The sequence below is a fragment of the Stenotrophomonas sp. PUT21 genome (assembly GCF_052232875.1).
GTDB classification, from domain to species: Bacteria; Pseudomonadota; Gammaproteobacteria; order Xanthomonadales; family Xanthomonadaceae; genus Stenotrophomonas; species Stenotrophomonas maltophilia_N.
On the sequence record NZ_CP197645.1, the window covers coordinates 2690761 to 2711642 of the forward strand.

The 20882-nt window shown below is 67.2% G+C and carries 20 protein-coding genes and 1 pseudogene; 8 read left to right on the forward strand and 13 right to left on the reverse strand.

Translation table 11 applies throughout. From position 1 onward, the window contains the following. Positions 1-84: 84 nt before the first annotated feature. The 4 genes and pseudogenes from gorA to ACTT2I_RS12375 all read right to left on the reverse strand — a co-directional run bounded on the left by gorA (position 85) and on the right by ACTT2I_RS12375 (position 3406). Positions 85-1440, reverse strand: a complete 1356-nt coding sequence (gene gorA / locus ACTT2I_RS12360; RefSeq protein WP_421099255.1) for a glutathione-disulfide reductase — start codon at positions 1438-1440, stop codon at positions 85-87. Further along, positions 1437-1581, reverse strand: a pseudogene (locus ACTT2I_RS12365) (amino acid dehydrogenase); the annotation flags it as partial. The pseudogene ACTT2I_RS12365 and the gene gorA, both read right to left, overlap by 4 nt. 14 nt (positions 1582-1595) lie before the next feature. Further along, positions 1596-2843 (reverse strand): DUF418 domain-containing protein, encoded by a 1248-nt coding sequence (locus ACTT2I_RS12370; RefSeq protein WP_421099254.1) that lies wholly within the window; start codon positions 2841-2843, stop codon positions 1596-1598. An 83-nt stretch (positions 2844-2926) separates the two neighbouring features. After that, positions 2927-3406 carry an FKBP-type peptidyl-prolyl cis-trans isomerase gene (locus ACTT2I_RS12375; protein ID WP_088433264.1) on the reverse strand — a complete coding sequence of 160 codons (480 nt, stop codon included), beginning with the start codon at positions 3404-3406 and terminating at the stop codon, positions 2927-2929. A 111-nt stretch (positions 3407-3517) separates the two neighbouring features. Here ACTT2I_RS12375 and ACTT2I_RS12380 point away from each other — a divergent pair, with 111 nt between their 5' ends. The 3 genes from ACTT2I_RS12380 to ACTT2I_RS12390 all read left to right on the forward strand — a co-directional run bounded on the left by ACTT2I_RS12380 (position 3518) and on the right by ACTT2I_RS12390 (position 6549). Further along, the gene (locus tag ACTT2I_RS12380) at positions 3518-4057 is read left to right on the forward strand and encodes a C40 family peptidase (RefSeq protein WP_421099253.1); all 540 of its coding nucleotides are present in this window, start codon (positions 3518-3520) and stop codon (positions 4055-4057) included. 131 nt (positions 4058-4188) lie between these two features. Beyond that, a complete protein-coding gene (locus tag ACTT2I_RS12385; protein WP_421099252.1) occupies positions 4189-4965 on the forward strand; it encodes a C40 family peptidase in 777 nt (258 codons plus the stop codon). 246 nt (positions 4966-5211) lie between these two features. Next, positions 5212-6549 (forward strand): sigma-54 interaction domain-containing protein, encoded by a 1338-nt coding sequence (locus ACTT2I_RS12390; RefSeq protein ID WP_421099251.1) that lies wholly within the window; start codon positions 5212-5214, stop codon positions 6547-6549. A 31-nt stretch (positions 6550-6580) separates the two neighbouring features. Here the strand turns inward: ACTT2I_RS12390 and ACTT2I_RS12395 are convergent, their stop codons facing one another. From ACTT2I_RS12395 to ACTT2I_RS12425, 7 genes are all read right to left on the reverse strand, one after another. Next, on the reverse strand, positions 6581-7897 hold the full coding sequence (locus tag ACTT2I_RS12395) for a hypothetical protein (RefSeq protein WP_421099250.1): 1317 nt from the start codon (positions 7895-7897) through the stop codon (positions 6581-6583). Positions 7898-7945: 48 nt separating this feature from the next. Continuing rightward, positions 7946-8710, reverse strand: a complete 765-nt coding sequence (locus ACTT2I_RS12400) for a hypothetical protein (protein WP_088433259.1) — start codon at positions 8708-8710, stop codon at positions 7946-7948. A gap of 9 nt (positions 8711-8719) precedes the next feature. After that, positions 8720-9406, reverse strand: a complete 687-nt coding sequence (locus tag ACTT2I_RS12405) for a C39 family peptidase (protein WP_253247680.1) — start codon at positions 9404-9406, stop codon at positions 8720-8722. Positions 9407-9562: 156 nt separating this feature from the next. Beyond that, the gene (locus ACTT2I_RS12410) at positions 9563-11038 is read right to left on the reverse strand and encodes an adhesin (RefSeq protein ID WP_088433257.1); all 1476 of its coding nucleotides are present in this window, start codon (positions 11036-11038) and stop codon (positions 9563-9565) included. Positions 11039-11082: 44 nt separating this feature from the next. After that, positions 11083-11721 carry a hypothetical protein gene (locus tag ACTT2I_RS12415; RefSeq protein ID WP_421099249.1) on the reverse strand — a complete coding sequence of 213 codons (639 nt, stop codon included), beginning with the start codon at positions 11719-11721 and terminating at the stop codon, positions 11083-11085. Beyond that, complete coding sequence (locus tag ACTT2I_RS12420; RefSeq protein WP_088433256.1) at positions 11718-12248, reverse strand: hypothetical protein; 531 nt, start codon at positions 12246-12248, stop codon at positions 11718-11720. The genes ACTT2I_RS12415 and ACTT2I_RS12420 overlap by 4 nt, the downstream gene beginning before the upstream one ends. 371 nt (positions 12249-12619) lie before the next feature. Then, on the reverse strand, positions 12620-13948 hold the full coding sequence (locus tag ACTT2I_RS12425) for a dicarboxylate/amino acid:cation symporter (RefSeq protein WP_421099248.1): 1329 nt from the start codon (positions 13946-13948) through the stop codon (positions 12620-12622). A gap of 149 nt (positions 13949-14097) precedes the next feature. On the opposite strand from ACTT2I_RS12425, the gene ACTT2I_RS12430 reads away from it, so the two are divergent. From ACTT2I_RS12430 to ACTT2I_RS12450, 5 genes are all read left to right on the forward strand, one after another. Further along, complete coding sequence (locus ACTT2I_RS12430; protein ID WP_421099247.1) at positions 14098-15810, forward strand: alkaline phosphatase; 1713 nt, start codon at positions 14098-14100, stop codon at positions 15808-15810. Continuing rightward, entirely contained in the window at positions 15810-16370 is a 561-nt protein-coding gene (locus ACTT2I_RS12435; RefSeq protein ID WP_293978180.1) for a WG repeat-containing protein, read from the forward strand. The genes ACTT2I_RS12430 and ACTT2I_RS12435 overlap by 1 nt, the downstream gene beginning before the upstream one ends. A 66-nt stretch (positions 16371-16436) precedes the next feature. Then, entirely contained in the window at positions 16437-17726 is a 1290-nt protein-coding gene (gene tilS, locus ACTT2I_RS12440; RefSeq protein ID WP_421099246.1) for a tRNA lysidine(34) synthetase TilS, read from the forward strand. A 36-nt stretch (positions 17727-17762) separates the two neighbouring features. Continuing rightward, the gene (locus tag ACTT2I_RS12445) at positions 17763-18023 is read left to right on the forward strand and encodes an exodeoxyribonuclease VII small subunit (RefSeq protein ID WP_019182618.1); all 261 of its coding nucleotides are present in this window, start codon (positions 17763-17765) and stop codon (positions 18021-18023) included. Then, positions 18013-18891, forward strand: a complete 879-nt coding sequence (locus ACTT2I_RS12450) for a polyprenyl synthetase family protein (protein WP_088434455.1) — start codon at positions 18013-18015, stop codon at positions 18889-18891. Before ACTT2I_RS12445 ends, ACTT2I_RS12450 begins: the two co-directional genes overlap by 11 nt. Positions 18892-18994: 103 nt before the next feature. On the opposite strand, the gene ACTT2I_RS12455 is transcribed toward ACTT2I_RS12450, so the two are convergent. Further along, complete coding sequence (locus ACTT2I_RS12455) at positions 18995-19372, reverse strand: DUF4870 domain-containing protein (RefSeq protein ID WP_421099245.1); 378 nt, start codon at positions 19370-19372, stop codon at positions 18995-18997. Positions 19373-19450: 78 nt separating this feature from the next. After that, a complete protein-coding gene (gene pmbA / locus ACTT2I_RS12460) occupies positions 19451-20818 on the reverse strand; it encodes a metalloprotease PmbA (protein WP_088434457.1) in 1368 nt (455 codons plus the stop codon). Positions 20819-20882 lie beyond the last annotated feature (64 nt).

Here is a 20882-nt window from a genome sequence, read left to right on the forward strand (position 1 = left end):
CGCTTCGTGCGCGGTCGCCACGCATGGCGTGGCACTACCGGATCCCTGCTGCGGCTTCGGCGGGTGCACGCCGCTGATGCGCTTTCAGCGCATCAAGACGACTTCTTCTGCCGAGGTCGGATGGATCGCCACGGTGTCGTCGAACTGGGCCTTGGTCACGCCCATCTTCACCGCCAGTGCGAAGCCCTGCAGGATTTCATCGGCCGCCTCGCCCAGCAGGTGAACGCCGACCACACGCTCTTCTTCCCCGACACAGACCAGCTTGAACAGGCTGCGCTGGGTGCCGTCGGCCAACGCCTGCAGCATCGGGCGGAAGTTGCTGCGGTACACGCGTACGTCGCCATGTTTCGCGCACGCCTCTTCTTCGCTCAAGCCCACTGCGCCCAGCGCCGGGTGCGAGAACACCACGCTGGCCACGTTCTCATAGTCCATCTTCGCCTGCGGCTGGCCACCGAACAGGCGGTCCATCAGCTTGCGCGCCGCGGCGATCGCCACCGGGGTCAGGCCGACCTTGCCGGCGATATCGCCCACCGCGTGCACGCTGGGTACGGCCGTGGTCTGCCACTCGTCGACCTCCACCTCGCCCTTCTCCCCGACCACCACGCCCACGGCGTCCAGCCCGAGGTCGGCACTGTTGCCGCGTCGCCCCGTGGCGAAGAACACGGCATCGAAGCGACCATCGGCCGGCCCATCGTGCCCGAGCGCCACCACGCCGTCGCCGTCGCGCTGCAGCTCGCGCAGGCGATAACAGAAATGGACCTGCACGCCCTGGTGGCGCAGGTTCTCGGCAAGCTGTCCGGTCAGTTCCGCATCGAAACGTTCCAGCAGGCGTTCGCCCCGGACCAGCAGGGTCACGCGGCTGCCAAGGGCCTGCAGCAGCCCGGCCAGCTCGACCGCGATGTAGCCGCCGCCGACGATCGCGACACGCTCCGGCGCGCTGCACAGGTTGAAGAAATCATCGGAGACCAGGCCCAGCTCGGCGCCGGGAATGTCCGGGCGCTGCGGATGCGCGCCGGTGGCGATCAGGATGTGCGCGGCGCTGATGCGTACACCATCGCTGCATTCCACCGTGTGCGCGTCGACCAGCCGACCACGGCGCGGCACGCGCACCACGTTGTTTTCATCCAGGCGCTTGAGATAGCTGGTATGGATGTTGGCGATATAGGCCTGGCGGTGGACCACCAGTTCTTTCCAATCCAGCGAAGGGCGTACCGGCACATCGAAGCCCATCGCCGCGGCAAGGCCAATGCGGCCGGAGAGATCGGCGGCCAGCCACATCGCTTTCTTCGGTACGCAGCCGACATTGACGCAGGTCCCGCCGAGTTCACCCGGCTCCAGCATCGCCACCCGCTGCCCATGCTGCGCGGCGCGGAAGGCCGCGGCCAGGCCGCCGGAACCACCGCCCAGCACGATCAGGTCATAGTCGTATTGCGTCGTCATTGGCATTGCTCAACTCGGTAAGGGGCGGGATCGATCGCCGGCGCGCGGGCCGTTGATCAGGTCTGCCATCAACTGGCCGGTGTCGACGCTCATGCGCAGCGCCAGCATGCCATGGCCGGCCGCGATCCAGACGTGACGGTGCGCGGCACCCTGTTTCAGGTCCGCCGCAGCGGCGGCCACTGCAGATAGGTCATCGCGCGCCAGATCCACTCCAGCGGCCCGAAGCGGAAGCAGCGCAGCCACACATGGCTGATGCCGACCTGCAGCGCGAACAGCGCCAGCGCGAAGGGGATCTGCCACAGCCGCGGCATCGTCTCGAACGCGCCCAGTCCGTAGCCATAGAACACCCAGGTGCACACCAGCGACTGGCCGATGTAGTGGGTCAACGCCATCCGCCCCATCGGCGCCAGCAGCTGCAGGCGCGCGCGCCCGTGCACGATCCAGGCCAGATAGCCGAGGCACATCAGCAGCCCGGCCAGTGCACTCACGGCATAGGCCACGCCACCGGCAAGATCCAGCGTGCCAGGGGCCTGGTACGGATGCCAGATCGCACTGCCCAGCATCAACACCAGGCCAATCGGCAGAGCGATCCAGCGCAGCCGTGCATACAGCCGCGCGAAGCGTTCCGGCTCGGCCAGCGCGCCGCTGCGGGCGAACCAGCTGCCGATCAGGAACATACCCAGCACTTCCGGACCAATCACGAAGATGCCCGAGAGCATCGCACCGAGGTCGCGCAAGCGCTGGCCGACGGCCTCGCCCCACGTGCCGTGCGCGTACGCCTGCCGCTGCAGTTCGATCGTCCGCTGGGCCTGGGCGATGGCCTCGCGCAGCGGCTCCTGCGTGTGCTCCATGCTGGCCATCCAGCTCATCAGTGCGCCCAGCACCAACACCAGTCCGGCCGCGCCCAGATAGCTGATCGCGCCCATCGCGGGCAACCAGCTGCGCGGCGCTTCGCGGCAGGCGAGCAAGAGCAGCGAGATCAAGGCGTAGATCACCAGGATGTCGCCGGACCACACCAGCAGCGCATGGCACAGGCCGATCAGCAGCAGGGCCGCGCTGCGGCGCAGATAGAACGGTGCGAACGCGCGGCCGGCCGCATCGGCGCGCTGCGCCATGACCGAGAACCCCGCGCCGAACAGCAGCGAGAACAGGGTGAAGAACTTGCCCTGGACCAGCACGTAGATCGCCGCGTCGGCCCAGTAGTCGGCGCCCTGCCAGTGCGGATCGATGCCGGTGAAGGACAGATCCAGCGGACCGCTGAACGCCTCCATGTTCATCAGCAGGATGCCCAGCAACGCGAACCCGCGCAGGATATCGATGACGGCGATGCGCTCGTGCGCGCCCACCGGCTGCAAAGGAGAAGAAGCTGCGTTCACAGGCAATCCGCTGACCAGGTCCGCCATTATGCCGTGCACACGGCGGCCTGCCGCACAAACGAAAACGGCCCGCCGAAGCGGGCCGTTGGATCAACGATGGGGCGCAGCACTCAGTGCTGGTGGCCGCCGTCGCCGTGCACGTGGCCGTGCTCGATTTCTTCCTTGCTGGCTTCGCGCACGTCGACGATCTCGACGTTGAAGTGCAGGTCCTTGCCGGCCATCGGGTGGTTCAGGTCGACGTCGACCACGCTCATGCCGACCTTCTCCACTGTCACCGCGCGCGGGCCGAAGTTGGTCTGCAGCACGACCTGCTGGCCCGGGACCAGCTTGCTGGTACCGAAGTGCTTCTTGGGCACGCGCTGGGTCAGGCCTTCGCGGCGCTCGCCGTAGGCGTCGGTCGCCTTGACGTCCACCTCGAAGGTGGCGCCGGCTTCCTTGTCCATCATGGCGTTTTCCAGGCCCGGGATGATGTTGCCGTGGCCGATCAGGATCGCCAGCGGATCACGGTCCTTGGAGCTCTCGATCGGCTCCTGGCCCTGCTCGGCGACGGTGTAATGGAAACGGACGACGCGGTCTTTTTCGATCTTCATGCGCAACTCTGGTCTGGAGACTGCCGAGGGCAGACGGGTGAGGCGGGTTGTGGCCTGCCGGATACGCCGCCATCATGACGGCCTTCTAAGGTCGCGCATTATCCGGACAACATGCACATGACGCCAGCTTCGCGCCTGACCCGCCTGACCGGCCACCTGGCCCTGCTGGCGATCATCGCCCTGCTGAGCGCCTGCGGTGGCGGCAAGACTACCCGCCCGGCCCCGCCGCCCGCCTCGACCCAGGTCTGGCCCAGCGTCACCCCGAACGATCCGCAGGCCGCCAATGCGGTGCTGATGCGCGCCATCGGTCTGGTCGGCACGCCCTACCGCTACGGTGGCAATACCCCCGAATCGGGTTTCGACTGCAGCGGGCTGGTCGCGTATGTGTACCGCGAAATGCTCGACCTGCGCCTGCCGCGGACCTCGCGCGATCTGGCCGCGGTGCAGGGGCCGAAGATCGATCCCAAGCGCCTGGCGCCGGGCGATCTGGTGTTTTTCGGCGACAAGGGCAACGTCTTCCATGTCGGCATCTATGTGGGTGAAGGCCGCTTCGTGCATGCCCCCAGCACCGGTGGCACGGTCCGGCTGGACTCGCTGGGGGGCCCGTACTGGAAGGACCACTACACGGGGGCAAAACGCGTCCTTGACTAAGCTGAACAGGGCTAACAAACAAATTTGTGACTCACATCACACAGTTGTAAACGAAAAATTAACGGAATTTGTACCTAATCACTGCGCTTACACGGCATCATCACCCATCGTTTTTATTCAGTGACCGCCGCGTGACGACAGACGACCTGACTTGCAAAGGCCAGACCGCCGCAACCCGGCGACGCCCCCGACCCGCTTTCCTCGCTGCAGCACTCTGCCTGGCCAGCCTTCCGGCCTGGGCGCAGTCCGCAACGACGATCGCCCCCGACGCTTCTGCAACCCCTGTCACTGTTGCCCCCGATTCCTCCGCGCCGGCCAAGCCCAAGGCTGATGCGCCGGCCCGCAGCAAGGCCGATGCCGCTGCCAGCGCCACCCTCGCCGCCCTGCTTCCGCACCTGGCGGCCAACGACACCATCCCCCTCATGGACCGTTCGGCGATGTTCGCCGGCGATCTGAGCCGCCTGCTCGCCAATTACGATGCCAGCACCGGCGCGATTACCGTGGCCGGTGACGCCGCCGAAAACGGCAAGGTCCAGTCTCTGCTGCGCCGGGCGATGACCCTGCTGGGCACCCCGTACCGTTGGGGCGGCACCTCGCCGGACAGCGGTTTCGACTGCAGTGGCCTGGTCGGCTATGTGTTCCGTACCGCGCTGGGAGTCGAGCTGCCGCGTGTCTCGCGCGAGATGGCCCATGACGGCGCCGCCCAGCTGATCAACGATCGCAACGCCCTGGCCGCTGGCGACCTGGTGTTCTTCGGCCGCAAGGGCCGTGTGGACCATGTCGGCATCTATGTGGGTGAAGGCCGCTTCCTGCACGCCCCGAGCACTGGCAAGGACGTCCGTGTGGACAGCCTGGTCAGCGGCTACTGGGGTGGCAAGTTCATGCAGGCCCGCCGCGTCGACCTCTGACGCGCCCTGCTGAGCCCCTCGATGAAAGGCCGCTGCCCTGCAGCGGCCTTTTTCGTTGGGCCGCGGCGATGGCCGCTGGCCGCCCCAACCCGCGTTCCCTTCTCTGTCACCGTCTTTTTCCCGGCGGAGGACGCGCCCAGCGCACACGCGCTGCGGCGGGGGATGGACCCGGACGTGGGGCGGCACGTCCGTGGCAACCGATCAGGCAGCAGACACCGCCCGAGATTCTCGTCGACAAGGTGACGCATGGCGGCTGTCCCCGATTTTCCTGCCCGGTGTGTGATCTGGTTTGGGCAACCTCTCGCGCTTGAACGGGCGACGCTGGCCGCGGCCGGCTGGCAGGTCCGCAGCGTGGCCCCCGAACAATGCGCCGGCATCGGCATGCGCGGCAGCGACCAGGTCGTGGGGCTGCTGGACCTGCGAACGGTGGTGCCGGCCAATCTGGCCCATCTGCAGCAGCTGCTGGTCGACCACCGCCACATGAGCCTGCTGGCGTTGCTGCCGGCCGCGCCGTTGCGGGCCTCGCCGGTCCTGGATGCGTTGCTGGCAGCCTGCGTGGACACCTACGCCGCCCCGATCGATCTCCCGCGCGTGGTGCAGCGGCTGCAGCAGTTGGCCGGTGCCGTCCCCCTGCCCGCCACGCATGGCCCGCAGTCCCTGATCGGGGACAGCGCAGTGCTGCAGGTCACCCGCGCGGCGATACGCAAGTACGCGCCGGTGGACCTGCCGGTGCTGATCACCGGCGAGACCGGTACCGGCAAGGAACTGGCCGCCCAGGCCCTGCATGCCCTGTCAGCACGGCATGCGCGCCCCTTCCTGGCGGTGAACTGCGGCGCCATTCCGGCCGCGCTGGTCCAGTCCGAACTGTTCGGCCATGAGCGCGGCGCCTTCACCGGCGCGGCGGCACGGCGCCTGGGCCTGTTCGAGTCAGCCAGTGGCGGCACCGTCTTCCTAGACGAGATCGGCGACCTGCCACTGGATGCGCAGACCAACCTGCTGCGCGTGCTGCAGGAAGGCACGGTCGAGCGCGTTGGCAGCAACCGGCCGCTGGCGGTGGACGTGCGTGTGCTGGCCGCGACCCACGTCGATCTCGAAGCCGCGGTCGAGCGGGGTCACTTCCGCCGCGATCTTTTCTATCGGCTCAATGTCCTGCGCCTGCCGCTGCCGCCGCTGCGCGAGCGTGGCAGCGATATCGCGATGCTCGCCCACCACTTTCTCGCCAGCTTCCGGCATCGCCACGTCACCCGGGCGCGCGGCTTCACTGCCGATGCGGTGCAGGCGCTGGAGCGCTTCGCATGGCCAGGCAACGTGCGTGAGCTGCTCAACCGGGTCCAGCGTGCGGCGATCGTCAGCGATGCCGAACTCATCACCGCGGCGGATCTGGAATTGAACCAGCCGCTGGTGGCCAGCGCCGAGCGCGGCCTGCACGGCGCCAAGCAGATCGCCGAACGCGAGACCCTGCTGCATGCGTTGCGCCAGGCCGATTTCAACATTACCGCCTGCGCGCGCCACATGCAGGTCTCGCGCGTGACCGTCTACCGCCTCTGCCGCAAGCACCAGCTCGCGCTGCCCGAACTGCGCTGACCCGGCGCTTACCGCGTGTGAGCGCAATCGCTCACAGGCTGTATGGCACCTTGAAGGCCAAAGTGAAGTCCGGTGCATCCGGGGTCAGGCCGATGCCCAGCAGGCTGACCAGGGTGGTCTTCTGGTTGAGCGCATAGGTGATGCCCAGGTTGAGCGTGCCCGCGTTCGCGTCACTGCCGATCACCTTGAGCCATTGGCCGTTCTTGTAGCGGGTGGAGGCGCGCGCACTCAGCTTGTCGCTGAAGGAGATGCTCAGGCTGGTACGCTCGTTGAACGCAAACGCCACGCCCGCACCGAAGTAATAGGAGCCGCCCAGCTTCACGTCACCCGGGTTGGTGGTGTCCGGATTCGCATCGATGTCATCGAAGCTGCGCGGGAAAGAATGGATGTAGCCGATGTTGGCGAACAGGATCGCCGGGTCGGCGGTTTTCACGGCGGACAGGCCGATGTTCGCCTGCCAGACGCCATTGCCGGTCGGTTGCTGCTCGGGTACGGCAAAGCGGATGAAGTCATCGTCATCGCGCTCGAGCACCTTCCAGTCCAGCCCATACGGCGCCCGCCCGGTCGGCGCGGTCGCGCCCACGGTCAGCACGGTTTCCGGCAACCGCCCACGCTCGGCGAACAACCGGTAGTTGGCGCTCACGCCAACGTCGCCGATGCCGTTGCCGGTCGTTTCTTCGTGCGCGATGGCCGCCGCGGAACCGCCGGCACCGCCCTTCTGGAATACCGTCTTGCGGGCCAGGTAGGGCACATCCAGGTTCAGGGTCAGGCGTGGGCTGACCCCCCAGCGTGCGGCCAGGTTGTAGGTCAGCGTGTCCGACTCCACATTCTCGATGGCGATGTTGCCCAGGAAGATCGCATCCAGCGCCAGGAAGCCGTTGAGGCTGAGCTGTTTGCGGTCATAGCGCGCGTAGGACAGGCTGTTTTCGATGGTGAAGCGGCGGCTGAACAGCGCCGCCTGCTGCTGTTTGACGTCGTCCACGCTGCGCCGGGATTCCTGCTTGGCCTGTTGAGCCTCGGCGGCGGAGCTGGCGTAGCCCTCGGCACTGGCCGGTGCTGCCGGGGTCCCCGCCGGCAGTGCCTGCTGCGGGGGCGGCGCGCTGGAGGCAACCGGCGCGGTCTTGCCGGTCAGCCGCGCCTGCATGGCCTGCACCTGCATGTCCAGCTCGCGCAGGCGCCGTACTTCCTGCGCGTAGTTGGCCTTGAGGCTTTCCAGCTGCGCCATCAGCGCCTTGACGTCGGCCTCGTCATTGGGCGCAGGCTGTTGGGCCTGCGCCTGGGCGGACGCAGCCGCCATCAGTGCCAGCGCCGCCAGCGCCAGCGGTGTTGCGCGGATCATCGTGTGCATTGCCTTGGCCCACTGTTGTGTTGACGCTCCCCCTGCCGTGCCGATGGATCACTGGCCCGGCCCCATGCCTACTCCGCGTACCAGCGTCATCGCCTGCGCCACGTTCTGATTGAGCGGCACGTTGTTGGCCATCGACTGCCTGACGAGATCGATCTGCAGCCGATTGGTGACCGACTGTCCATCACTGCCCAGCGCGATGCTCTGGCCGACGCTGCCATTGCGGATCCATTGCTGGACCGCGCCGACACCCTCGATCTGCAACTGCACCTTGGCCGTGTTGCCTTCCAGCTGGGCCAGCGCACTGACGCCGCCCTGATGCACGCTGGCCAGGTTCACGCCTTCGCCGGTGGGGGTGGGCGCGGTGCCATCGCGCACGGTCAACTGGGTCGCGTTGCTGGCCAGGTTGCCGTCACCGGCCACCTGGATGCTCTGGCTCAGGCCGGCCACGTTCTGCAGGCCGCTGGAATCGACGCTGCGCCCGGGGGTCACCGGCAGCGGTGCATCGGCCGCGGTCACGCTCACACTGGGCGCAAAGCTGATCCTGGGTGTGCTGCCGCCGTGGCTGAAGTCCATGCCCAGCTTCAGCGCGCTCTGCGCCGATTGCCCGCCGGCGGTCTGCCACTGCGAGACCATGGTGACGCCGAACCACGCCACGGTGTTGCCACCGACGGTGTAGCGGCCACGCATGAGGTTCAATTCCGGATCGGGGATTTCGCTCAATCCCTTGCCGGGCCGGCTTTCGTCGGCATGCGCCGGCACGATGCCCAGCAGGGCAAGCAGCACGATGCCGGGCGTCCAGGTTGCGATGTTCATGTTGCCTCCTTAAAACAGATCGGCATGGGTGAATCCGAAGTCGACCAGTTCGGCGTCGGTGATCGGTCCCTGCCTGGCGTACAGCGAACGGGCACTCGGCCGTTCACCGGGCTGCAGCAGCACCGTGTTGCGATCAAAGTCACTGCCGATCACGACAAACACGGCGCGCGACGGCCACGCCTGGAGAAATTCGCTGACGGGAATGCTGCGGTTGCCCAGGATCGGGTCGGCGACATCCACCAGATCGCCACGGACCTGTTTGAGGACCACGAAGTGGCGGAAGCCCCGCACATCCATCAGCACCAGCCCGGGCACGCGCAGTGAGCGCAGGCGCTCTTCATTGACGCGGTAGCCGCGTCCACGCATGCCCATCGATTCGACATAACGCTTGATGTCCAGCAGCGAAAACCCACGCTGGTGCACCAGTTGTGGATCCGAGACCCCCATCATCCCTTCGATCACCGTGCCCTCATCCGCCTCCAGGTGGTAGGCGTAGCGCAGGATCGTGGCCAGCGCAGCTGCGCCACAGCTGTAATCGGTGTGTTGCCGTACGACATTGCGGAAGCGCCGTTCCTGCATGCTTTCCACGCGCTGGGTGAGCACTGCCCCGTTGGGCAGCACACCACTGAAGCCGACATCGCCGGCACGCACGATCCCCATCGGCATCATCAGCACCGACAAGGCCCACACCAGCATCCACGTGCGCATACGACTGGACATGCGTGACTCCGGCTCAGGAAGGAGCCCCTGCCCCAAGGGGGAGAAGGGACAGGGGCTCCCGGGGAGCCCGGTCATTGGCGGATGACCGGGTTTGTTGCGCTCAACGCGTACTGCTTGCGAAAACGGACAACCTTACTGTTCCGGACCGCCGCCACCGCCGCCGGTGGAGGGCTGCGCAACCGCCAGGGCCAGACTGTTGGCCTGCAGGTTGCCGGTACCGGAGGCCACGTTCACCCCGATGTTGCCGGAGGCGCCGGAGAACGCACTGCCGGACAACGCCGCGGTGTTGGTCGCATCCACGTTCACCCAGCGGGTGGTGGACACGGTCCCGCTCAGGCTCGCGTAGAGGTCGGCCACGCCCAGTTCAACGAACTGGCTGGTGCCGCGCTCATCGGTGTCAAACGCAATGCCACCCACGCCCGGACGATTCGGGTTGGCGGTGGCATTCTGGATATCGCTATCCAGGTCGATGTGACCGGTTTCGCTGCCGCTCGGGTGATCCAGCGCGCCACTCCAGGTATCCAGGTAGTAGTTGTCTTTCTGGTAGGCACTCCCCGTGCCGCTGTAACGGCCCGCACCGACCGCCAACGTGGCACCGGCAACGCGACCACTCAGGTTCACGTCCACGGTGTCGGTCATCGACTGCAGGTAGCCGGCGTTGCTGACGGTGTTGCCGGAGGACACCTGGTTGGAACTGATGCTCGAGGTCGCATAGGCGCTGGTGGCCACCGACGCGGCGAGCGCGTTCTTCTGCTCGTTGTTGTTGCCGGACGCGACGTTGGCGCCGATGTTGCCGGACGCACCGCTGAAGGCATTGCCACCCAGGCCTGCGGCGTTGGTCACGCCGGAGTTGATGGTGGTGTTGCCACCGCCGAACTGGTTGACGAAGACTTCCGCATCGGCCATGCCGAAGCTGAAGGACGCATCGGCCGCGGACAGCGAAGCGGCGTTGTCCTGCGCGTTGTTGTCACCGGCGGCGACGTTGAAGCCCAGGTTGCCGGAGGCATCGGCACCGACGTCGTCGGCGATCGAGGCGCTGTTGGTCACTAGGCTGTTGCCGGCCAGGTTGTTGGTGACCGACTGGCGGTTGTCGATGACGGCGATGGCGGCCGAATCGATGTCGATCGAGCCGGTGATTTCCGGATCACCCGAGAAGCTGATGTCCGAGCTCAGGCGCAGGTCCTTTTCGATGTTGACGTCCACGCCGTGGTTGTTCTTTTCCTGGCGTTCGTCGGCCTGGATGTTGCTGGTCTTGTTGACGTTCTCGGTGACGTTGCGGTTGCTGGTCACGTTGCGGTTGCTGGTGACGTTGGTGTTGCTCGTCACGTTGTCGTTGATGGTGGTGTTGGTGGTGCTGTTGTTGTTGCGGGTGTTGTTCCAGGTCCGGTTCCAGGTACGCGAATCGGTATCGGTGTTGGTGGTGGTATTGGTTTCGGTGTTGGTATCGGTGTTCGTGTTGGTGCGCGTCTCAGCCACGTTGTGCAGGTGGTTGATGTTGGCGCTCTGGTTCTGGTTGTCGCGATCGTTGCCCCAGCCGCTGGCGCCCGCGGAGGCGGATGCAGCGGCGACGGCGATGGCCAGTACGGTCCGTTTCATGTTGGTGTTCATGGTGCCCTCTCTCTCATCACAGACAATCGGGTGGATGTGACTACTCACGGGGTGGACTGCACCGAAATGCTCAGTTGGTTTGCGGTGGCGTTGCCGGATCCCGCGATCTGATTGAGTTGCAGGACGCCGTCGAATCCCTGCAGCGCGGAGGCTTCGACCGCCACCCTGCGAGTTCCGGCCGACCGACCGCTGTTGACGGCCCCCTGCCCCCCTGCTGACGCGAGCGCGCCCGACGCGGCCAAGGCCTCGTCGTTCGTTTCGCGTATGCCCTGTTGCGCCAGCGTGGCGGTGACGACGTTGAGCGTCGCGTTGCCATTGCCGCTGGCTTGATTGATCGATGCGACGCCACTGGCGCCGTTCAGTGCCTGGCCGCCGAGCGTGGCGCTGGCATCCATGGCGGTGTCGCTGAGGCTGAGGTTGTTGGACTGCTGCTGGCGCGCATCCACGGTGATGTGGGCGTTGCGGCCGTTGGCGATGCCCATCAGGTTGGCCTGCTGGTTGAGGTCACCGGCGGCCATGTTGACGGTGATCGCGCCGTCGGCGCCGGCCAGCGTGCGGCCGTCGATGCGGCTCTGATTGAGGTAGGAGAGCATCGCGGCGTAATCGTTGCTCTGCTGGGCATGCGCGGCCAGAGGCGCGAGCATCAGGCCCGTGAGCAGGGCGGTGCGCAGGACGATGTTCATTTGCCGGGCCCGCCTGCGGGCTGGCCGAGCGGGAACTGGGCAAGCGCGCCGCGGACCTGGTCGCCGATGCCGCGCGTGGCGTTGCCGACCGCGCCCATGGGCCCGCCGATGGTGTTGCTGAACTGGCCGCTGGACAGCATGCCGCTGTCGGTGACTTTGCCGAGCGTGCCGTTGACGGTGTGGCCGGTGACGCGTTCGATGGTGGTGGAACTGCGGGGAACACCGGCGCCGGTGTTGGAGCCGAGCGAGGCGTAATCGTCGTCGCTGAGTTCATCCATGCCGGTGGAGGTGCCGAGGGCGTGGCCGATTTCGCGACGCGGTGAAGGGTCGGCGATGAGCGCCATGCCCGGGGGTGCGGGGCGGTAGGCCGGGCGTGCGGAGACGTCACGCAGGAGGACGATTTCGCCGGGCTGGGCTTTGACGCCCTGGCGGGCGCCGGAGGCGTTGGCGGCGGCCGGCACGGCAAGTGCGGCGGCGAGCAGCCAGAGCGTGGTGTGTCGAGTGCGGTGTGCGGCAACGCTGTCCATGGCGACCTCCGATGACATGCGGAGGGGTGGAGCAGCATTCGTGCCAAGTTCCGAAGGCCCGCGTTTCATGGGTTTCTGCGCGGTTCGGGTTATCCGCACGCAACATTGCTGTTACAGGGGCGTTAGCGTTTGGACGAATGAATGGGTTGGTGCGGTGATCACGTGGCGCTGACAGGTAGGCACGGTGCGGGTGTATCACGGGTGTTACACCGGGTGATACAGGGGTTTACGGTGCGGATTCAGGCTTGCTGCGGGTTTGCTTGTACAGCGTCAGCCAGTCGCTTTGTCGTGAGGGCTGGCGGTGCCAAGCCCCACACAAGCAAAAAAAGACCGGCTCTCGCCGGTCTTTGGGTGGTGCATGGGTCCCTGCGTCAGGACGTTCGTTCTTCGCCTTCATCCACGCCCAGGTTGGTGGAGGGATTGTCGTAGACCGCGCGGTCGAGCAGACCGGTTTCCTTGGCGACGATCACCGGGACCAGCATCTGGCCGGTGACGTTGGTCATGGTGCGCATCATGTCCAGGATGCGGTCGATCGCGTAGAGGTAGCCGATGGTTTCCAGTGGCAGGTTGGCGGCACTGAGCACGACGGTGGCCATGACCACCGCGGTGCCGGGGACGCCGGCCGTGCCGAAGCTGCCCAGGACCGAGGCGATCAGCACGACGATGTACTGCTCGGGGGTGAGCGGGACGCCGGTGTACTGGGCGATGAAGACGGCGCACAGGGCGGGATAGATCGCGCCGCAGCCGTCCATCTTGATGCTGGCCCCCAGGGGAACGGCGAAGGAGGCGTAGTCCTTGTTGACGCCGAGGTTGTGGGTGATCGAGCGCATCGCCGCAGGCATGGCCGCGAAGCTGGAGGAGCTGACGAAAGCGACCTGCATGCCCGGGGCGGCGCCGCGGAAGAACTTGAGCGGGTTCAGGCCATGCATCAGCAGCAGGCTGCCGTAAACCACCACGATATGCAGGGCGCAGGCGATGTACAGGGCGAGCACGAAATTGCCCAGCGGCAGCAGCTTTTCAAAGCCGTAGCTGCCGACCAGGCCGGCGATCAGGCCGAAGGTGCCGAGCGGGGTGATCTCCAGCACGAAGCGGGTCACCTGGATCATGATGTCGCTCATCTGCCCGGTCAGCTTGCGCGCTTCGCTGACCTTGTCGCCCAGCTTGACCATCGCAAAGCCGAGCAGGCCGGCGAAGAAGATCACCGGCAGGATCGAGCCGCGGCCGGCGGCGAGGACGGTTTCACCGGCGGCATTGACCCGCGTACCGATGCCGGTCAACGCGTAGAACACGTTGGAAGGCACCACATCCATCAGCACCTTGATCACGCTGGGCACTTCGCGCGGGGTGTAGCTGTGGTCCATGCTCAGGCTGAGTGCACCGCTGCCCGGTTGCATGACCGTGCCGACGGCCAGGCCCACGCAGACCGCCAGGGCGGCGGTGATGATGAACCACACGAAGGTGCGCCCGCCCAGGGCCGCCACGGACTTCTGCCCGTGCAGCGAGGAGATGGCGTTGATCACCGCAAAGAACACCAGCGGGACCGCGATCATCTTGATCAGGGTGACGTAGAGATCGCCGAGCGGGCCGAACCAGGTTTCGGCGGCCGGCCCAAGCAGCCAGCCGGCCAGTGCGCCAAGGACGAAGCCGCCGAGGACCCGTTGCCAGAAGGGGATCCGCAGCCAGGCAGAGACCAGCTTCATGCGCGTTCCAGAGGTAATTTGACAGCTAGGCACCTTAGCCCAAGCCGGGCCGTGGAACGAGGCGTGCACGGAAAATCAGCGTGTCATCGGCGTGCCTTGCGGCGTTCTGCATAATGAACGCCCGTTTCACATGTGAGATGCATTCATCCATGTCCCGTTTCACGCCTCTGGTGGCTGCCGTCACCACCCTGCTGCTCGGCGCCTGCGCCAGTACCGCTCCCTCCTCCAGCGCCGCTGCCGGCGCGGTCCAGGTCGATGTGCCGGCCATTGCCCACCCCGCCGGGGAAACCCCGCAGTGGTGGTACCGCAGCGGTGCGGCACGCGCGGCCAGCACCGGGGCGATGGACGGCAAGGCCAAAAACGTCATCCTGTTCCTCGGTGACGGCATGAGCCTGACCACGGTGGCCGCGGCGCGCATCTTCGAGGGGCAGCGCAACGGGCATCCGGGCGAGGAGAACCTGCTGTCCTGGGAGCGCTTCCCGGCCACGGCGTTCAGCAAGACCTACAACACTGATTCGCAGACGCCGGATTCGGCCGGCACCATGACCGCGATCACCACCGGCGTGAAGACCCACATGGGCGCGATCGGCGTCAGCGCGGGCACCCGCAATGACTGCGCCGACAGCCTGAACAAGGGGCTGCTGACCTGGCTGCAGCTGGCCGACAGCGCCGGCATGGCGACCGGCGTGGTCTCCACCGCGCGCCTGACCCATGCCACCCCGGCGGCGACCTACGCCCACTCCCCCGAGCGCAACTGGGAAAACGACAACGACGTACCGGAAGAAGCCAAGGCCGCCGGCTGCCGCGATATTGCCCAGCAGCTGCTGTCGACCTCGCGCTTCGGGCGCGGCCCGCTGGTCGCCCTCGGCGGCGGCCGCGGTGAGTTCACCACGGTGGAAGAGCGCGATCCGGAATACGACGACAAGGTCGGCCAGCGCCTGGACGGGCGCAGCCTGGTGACCGAGTGGCAGCAGGCGCATCCGCAGGGTGCGTATGTGTGGAACGCCAAGCAGCTGCAGGCGGCGGCCAATGCGCCGGCCATCCTGGGCCTGTTCGAGCCGGACCACATGCGGTACGAAGCCGAGCGCAAGGACGATCCGGCCGGTGAGCCGAGCCTGGCCGAACTGACCAAGGCGGCGATCGCCAATCTGTCGCGTCATCAGGAAGGCTACGTGCTGATGATCGAGGGTGCGCGCATCGATCACGCCAACCACAGCGGCAATGCCTACCGGGCGCTGACCGATACGGTGGCGCTGTCCGATGCGGTGCGCGCCGCGGTCGAGGCGACCTCCGACCAGGACACCCTGATCATCGTCACCGCCGATCACTCGCACACGCTGAACTTCGTAGGCTACCCGGCCCGTGGCAACCCGATCCTGGGCAAGGTCAAGGACAAGGGCGGCGAAGACGGTGCCGGCAAGCTGGACCTGGCCCGCGACGGCCTCGGCCTGCCCTACACCACGCTGACCTACGCCAATGGCCCGGGCTACACCGGTGCCAGCAACCAGCAGCCGGTCGGCCCGAAGCGGTACCCGCACAACCCGAGCAGCTTCGATCCGACCACCGGCCGGCCGGACCTGACCGCGGTCGACACCGAGCACCCGGATTACATGCAGGAAGCGCTGGTCCCGGCCAAGAGCGAATCGCATGGTGGTGAAGACGTCGGTATCTGGGCGCGGGGCCCAGGCAGCAAGGCCGTGCGCGGCACCATGGAGCAGAACGCGATCTACCACATGATCGTGCAGGCCACCCCGCGCCTGCGCCAGCGCCTGTGCGACGCCGGTACCTGCGATGCCAAGGGCGTGCCGGTCGAGCTGCCCAAGCCGACCGCGTTCGAGCGCCAGGCCGGCGACAGCAAGTAATGCATCGACTGCTTCGCACTGCAGCGAACAGGGGCCGCCTCGCGCGGCCCCTGTTGCTGGTGGCGGGCCTGCTCGCATCGCCGCTGGCCTTGGCCGCCGACACCGGCTGCGCCGCCCTGACCCAGGAGGATGGGCTGCAGCCGCTGTCCGGGTGCCAGTGGATCGATGGGCATCTTGAACTCGACGCGACGTCCCTGGCGTCGCTGTCCTACGACCAGCACGGTCTGGCGCCGATCCATGCGGGCGGCGGGTACCACTACGTCCGTGCCGATGGCCGTCAGTTGCCGGTGATCACCGTCGACAATGGCCCGGACGACGTCGTGGACGGGTTGGTCCGTGGGCGGGTCGGGCAGCGCATCGGCTACTTCGATACCCAGCTGCGCCAGGCATTTCCGGGCACGTTCGATTTTGGCTGGGCGTTCGATGACGGGGTGGCCCGCGTCTGCGAAGGCTGCCGGCCGGGCACGCCGGACGACCACGGGCACATCGCCATGGTCGGCGGCACCTGGTATCGCATCGACCGCCAGGGCCGTTCTGCGATGGGTGCCCAAACCCCGTGATCGCCCCGCGTGGCATCGCCGCCACGCAGCACCGATACTGCCGGTTCGCCTGAGATCGCGCCTCCCATGACACCCCCGCTTCCCCCGCCCCCGTCCGTCGCCCACCCTGTGCTGGTGGGCTTCAGCGGTGGGCTGGATTCCACCGTCCTGCTGCATTGGCTGGCCACCTCGCCGGCCCAGCGCACCGCTGGCCTGCGCGCCGTGCATGTCCATCACGGCCTGCAGGAACAGGCCGATGCGTGGACCGTGCATTGCGCACAGCTCTGCGCGCGGTGGAACATTCCGCTGCGGGTGATCCGCGTGCAGGTACCGCGTCATCAGGGCCAGGGCCTGGAAGCCGCCGCACGGCATGCACGTCGCGAAGCGTTTGCGTCGCAGTTGCTGCCCGGCGAACAGTTGGCCCTTGCGCACCATCGCGACGACCAGGCCGAGACCTTCCTGCTGCGTGCGCTGCGCGGCTCCGGCGTGGATGGATTGGCCTCCATGCAGATCACCAGCGCGTTTGGCGCCGGCACCGTGTGGCGCCCGTTGCTGGAGGTTCCGCGCAGCAGCCTGCGGGCGCATGCGCAGGCCGAAGGCCTGGAGTGGATCGAAGACCCCAGCAATGCCAGCGACGACGCGGACCGCAACTTCCTGCGCCTGCACGTGCTGCCACACCTGCGCCAGCGCTGGCCGCAGGCCGATGCGGCATTCGCCCGGAGTGCCGCCCTGTGCACGCAATCCCAGCACCTGCTCGACAGCGCGGACCGCGAGGCGCTGGAGCGCTGCAGCGTCGGCCCTGGCGTGATCGACTGTGCGCGTTTGCTGCGCCAGCCAGTCGAGCGCCGCGCGCGGTTGCTGCGGCACTGGGTGCGTGGCAGTGGGCTGCCGCCGCTGCCGGCAGCGGGCGTGGAGACGGTCGAACGCGAGCTGCTCCCGGCCGCCCACCATGCCGATGCCCAGTTCGCCTGGCAGGGGGCACGTATCCGGCGCTGGCGCGGGCAGTTGCACCTGCTCTCGGCCAGCCTGGCGTTGCCAGCCGACTGGAGCGTGCACTGGGATGGCCGCACGCCGCTGGCCTTGCCTGATGGTGGCGAGCTGCGCCTGCTTGGCACCGACGCCGGTTTCGACAGCCCCGTGCAGATCCGCGCGCGCCGCGGCGGCGAGCGCATCCAGCTGCCGGGGCGCTCGCATTCCCATGCGCTCAAGGATCTGCTGCAACAGCAGGCACTGCCGCCCTGGCAACGTCGCCAGCTGCCGCTGCTGTTCGATGAGGACACATTGCTGGCCGCCGGTGACCGGGTCATCGGTGCCGCCCTGCAACCGTGGCTGCAGGCCCATCACGCGCAGTTGCAGTGGACACCCGGCGCGGCGTGAATTGACCCCGCCCGGCCAGCAGCCCACACTTGGTACATGGCAAAGAAGTCCCCCAATGAAACCTCCCCGGTCGCCCACTTCGAGCAGTCGCTGGAAGAACTGGAGCAGCTGGTGGAGAAGATGGAAACCGGCGAAATGAGCCTGGAGCAATCGCTCAGCGCCTACGAACGTGGCGTCGGTCTGTACCGCCAGTGCCAACAGGCGCTGGAACAGGCCGAACTGCGCGTGCGCCTGCTCAGCGACCCGGCCCAGCCCGACACCGCAGTGCCATTCGACCCGCCCAGCCATGACGGTTGAGGCCACGTTCGCGCGTTGGCGCGACCGGATCGAAAGCCAGCTCGACGCCAGCCTGCCCTCCCCGTCCGATGCCCCGCGAGGGCTGCATCAGGCGATGCGCTATGCGGTGCTGGGCGGCGGCAAGCGCATGCGCCCACTGCTGGTGTATGCCAGCGGCCGGGTTTTCGGCGCCGACGAGAACGCGCTGGACGCGCCCGCGATGGCGGTGGAGCTGATTCACGCCTATTCGCTGGTGCACGACGATCTGCCGGCGATGGACGATGACGCCCTGCGTCGCGGCCGCCCGACCACCCACATCGCCTTCGATGAGGCCACCGCGATCCTCGCCGGTGATGCCCTGCAGACCCGCGCGTTCGGCCTGATCGCCGATGCGCCGCTGCCCGCGTCACTGCGTGTGGCCTGCCTGCAGACGCTCACGCATGCCTCCGGTGCCGCCGGCATGTGCGGCGGCCAGGCGCTGGATATCGACGCGACCGGTCATCAACAGCCGCTGCAGGATCTTGAGCGCATGCACGCGCTCAAGACCGGCGCACTGATCCGCGCAGCCGTGCGCATGGGCGCGCTGTGTGGCCAGGCACCCGCCGCCGATCTGGCGACGCTGGATACGGTCGCCTCGGCGCTCGGTCTGGCGTTCCAGGTGCGCGATGACATCCTCGATGTCGAAGCCAGTTCCGAGCAGCTCGGCAAGACCGCCGGCAAGGACGAGGCCCAGGCCAAGTCCACCTTCCCGGCGCTGCTCGGCATGGACGGGGCGAAGGCGCATCTGCGCACGCTGAGCGAACAGATGTTCGATGGCCTGGCCGGGTACGGCGAGCCGGCAGATGCACTGCGTGCGCTGGCGACGCTGGCGGTCGAGCGGGATCATTGAGCAATCGTGCCGGCAGCCACGCATGGCGCGGCTCTACAACGCCAGGACACAAAAAAACGCCCGGGATTCCCGGGCGTTTTTTCGTTCCAGCGCTGCGGATCGATTACTTGATCAGGCGCAGGGCGAACGGGTAACGGTAGACTTCGCCATTGTTGGCCTTGACCGCTGCAATGATGCAGAAGATCACGTTGAGCAGGCCGACGATCGGGGCCAGCAGGCCGCCGATGATGACGATGGTCAGCACGATGCAGATCAGCATCGCGATGGTGATGGTGATCTGGAAGTTCAGCGCTTCCTTGGCCTGGTCGGTGACGAAGCTCTTGCTGCTGTCGTCCTTGTTGATCAGCCAGATGATCAGCGGGCCGAGGAACCAGGTGAAGATGCCCAGCAGGTGGGCCACCAGGGCCATGGTGCGCTGTTCGGCCGGGGCCGGTGCGCTCACCGGCGGCGGCGGGGTGGTGACGTTGTCGAAATCGCTCACGTGAAACTCCTTGTTCGAGGTAATGGGTATTGCACGCGGCAGGCTCCCCGCCTGCCAGGGCAGCCCCAATAGAATACGTCAATCGTTACCGGCAACGGTCATTCGTCCTACAAGGATCGAACCGGTGTGCACATGCGAGCGCGTATCGATGTCGGTGCCCACCGCTTCAATGCTGGCGAACATGTCCTTGAGGTTGCCGGCGATGGTGATGCCATCGACCGGGTAGCTGATCTCGCCGTTCTCCACACGGAACCCGCCGGCGCCGCGCGAGTAATCACCGGTCACGCTGTTGACGCCCTGCCCCATCAGTTCGGTGACCAGCAGGCCATTGCCCATCTGCCGGGCAATGGAGACCAGATCGCCCGCGTTGGCGGTGACCTTGAGGTTGTGCACGCCGCCGGCGTTGGCGGTGGTCGGCAGGCCGAGCTTGCGCGCCGAGTAGCTGCCGAGGATGTAGCGCTCCAGCACGCCATCGCGGATCAGCGCCGAATTGCGCGTGGCCACGCCATCGCCGTCGAAGGCGGCCGAACGCAGCCCGCGGCGCAGCAGCGGCAGTTCTTCAATGCCGAACCACGCCGGGAACAGCCGGGTGCCGACGCTGTCGAGCAGGAAGCTGGCGCGGCGGTACAGCGCGCCGCCGGAGACGGCGCCGAGCAGATGGCCGATCAACGAGCGGGCCACCTCCGGCGAATACAGCACCGGCATCTGCGCGGTGGTCATCGAGCGCGGCTCCAGGCGGGCGACGGTACGCTCGGCGGCGCGGCGGCCGATCGACGCGGCATCGTCCAGATCCTCGCGGGCCAGCGCGCTGCTGTACCAGCCATCGCGCTGCATGCCATCGCCCTGCCCGGCGATCAGCGCACAGCCGATCGAGTGGTGGCTGCTGCGTTCGCGGCCGATAAAGCCATGCGAGTTGGCATACACCGACAGGCTCTGCGCGGTCGCCGCCGAGGCACCGTCGGAATTGCTGATGCGGGGGTCGGCCTCGCGCCCGGCCGCTTCACAGGCCAGCGCCAGATCCAGCGCCGCGTCGGCACTGAGTTCCCAGGGGTGCCAGCCGTCCAGATCCGGGAACTCACGGGCCATCAGCGCCGCCTCGGCCAGGCCGGCCGCTTCGTCGTCCTCGGTGTGGCGGGCGATCGCGCAGGCCTGGGCCACGGTCGACTCCAGGCTGCTCTCGCGCAGGTCGGCGGTGCTGGCACTGCCCTTGCGCTGGCCGAAGTAGACGGTCACGGCGATGCCGCGGTCACGGGTGGACTCGACCGTTTCGACCTCGCCCAGGCGCACATTCACATCCAGCCCGCGCTCATCGCTGCAGCTGACCTCGGCCTGGGTGGCGCCCAGGGCCTTGGCCCGCTCCAGCAGGCGCTGGGAGATGTCGGCCAGCTGCTCCAGGCGCTGCAGGCTGTCGTCGGCCGGGGAGACTTCAGGGGAGATCACGTTCAATGCTTTATCCTGTACAGGTGAGTGCCCGGCGCGACGCCGGCACAGTTTACGGATGTGGAAATAA

Excerpts from the sequence above, each read along its gene's own strand:
- ACTT2I_RS12435 (WP_293978180.1), top strand. The coding sequence starts at position 15,810 with ATGCATCGACTGCTTCGCACTGCAGCGAACAGGGGCCGCCTCGCGCGG.
- tilS (WP_421099246.1), top strand. The coding sequence starts at position 16,437 with ATGACACCCCCGCTTCCCCCGCCCCCGTCCGTCGCCCACCCTGTGCTG.
- ACTT2I_RS12370 (WP_421099254.1), bottom strand. The coding sequence starts at position 2,843 with ATGGCGGACCTGGTCAGCGGATTGCCTGTGAACGCAGCTTCTTCTCCT.
- ACTT2I_RS12445 (WP_019182618.1), top strand. The coding sequence starts at position 17,763 with ATGGCAAAGAAGTCCCCCAATGAAACCTCCCCGGTCGCCCACTTCGAG.
- ACTT2I_RS12425 (WP_421099248.1), bottom strand. The coding sequence starts at position 13,948 with ATGAAGCTGGTCTCTGCCTGGCTGCGGATCCCCTTCTGGCAACGGGTC.
- ACTT2I_RS12405 (WP_253247680.1), bottom strand. The coding sequence starts at position 9,406 with ATGCTGGTGTGGGCCTTGTCGGTGCTGATGATGCCGATGGGGATCGTG.
- ACTT2I_RS12410 (WP_088433257.1), bottom strand. The coding sequence starts at position 11,038 with ATGAACACCAACATGAAACGGACCGTACTGGCCATCGCCGTCGCCGCT.
- ACTT2I_RS12415 (WP_421099249.1), bottom strand. The coding sequence starts at position 11,721 with ATGAACATCGTCCTGCGCACCGCCCTGCTCACGGGCCTGATGCTCGCG.
- ACTT2I_RS12430 (WP_421099247.1), top strand. The coding sequence starts at position 14,098 with ATGTCCCGTTTCACGCCTCTGGTGGCTGCCGTCACCACCCTGCTGCTC.
- gorA (WP_421099255.1), bottom strand. The coding sequence starts at position 1,440 with ATGACGACGCAATACGACTATGACCTGATCGTGCTGGGCGGTGGTTCC.
- ACTT2I_RS12400 (WP_088433259.1), bottom strand. The coding sequence starts at position 8,710 with ATGAACATCGCAACCTGGACGCCCGGCATCGTGCTGCTTGCCCTGCTG.
- ACTT2I_RS12395 (WP_421099250.1), bottom strand. The coding sequence starts at position 7,897 with ATGCACACGATGATCCGCGCAACACCGCTGGCGCTGGCGGCGCTGGCA.
- ACTT2I_RS12375 (WP_088433264.1), bottom strand. The coding sequence starts at position 3,406 with ATGAAGATCGAAAAAGACCGCGTCGTCCGTTTCCATTACACCGTCGCC.
- ACTT2I_RS12450 (WP_088434455.1), top strand. The coding sequence starts at position 18,013 with ATGACGGTTGAGGCCACGTTCGCGCGTTGGCGCGACCGGATCGAAAGC.
- ACTT2I_RS12380 (WP_421099253.1), top strand. The coding sequence starts at position 3,518 with ATGCACATGACGCCAGCTTCGCGCCTGACCCGCCTGACCGGCCACCTG.
- ACTT2I_RS12390 (WP_421099251.1), top strand. The coding sequence starts at position 5,212 with ATGGCGGCTGTCCCCGATTTTCCTGCCCGGTGTGTGATCTGGTTTGGG.
- ACTT2I_RS12420 (WP_088433256.1), bottom strand. The coding sequence starts at position 12,248 with ATGGACAGCGTTGCCGCACACCGCACTCGACACACCACGCTCTGGCTG.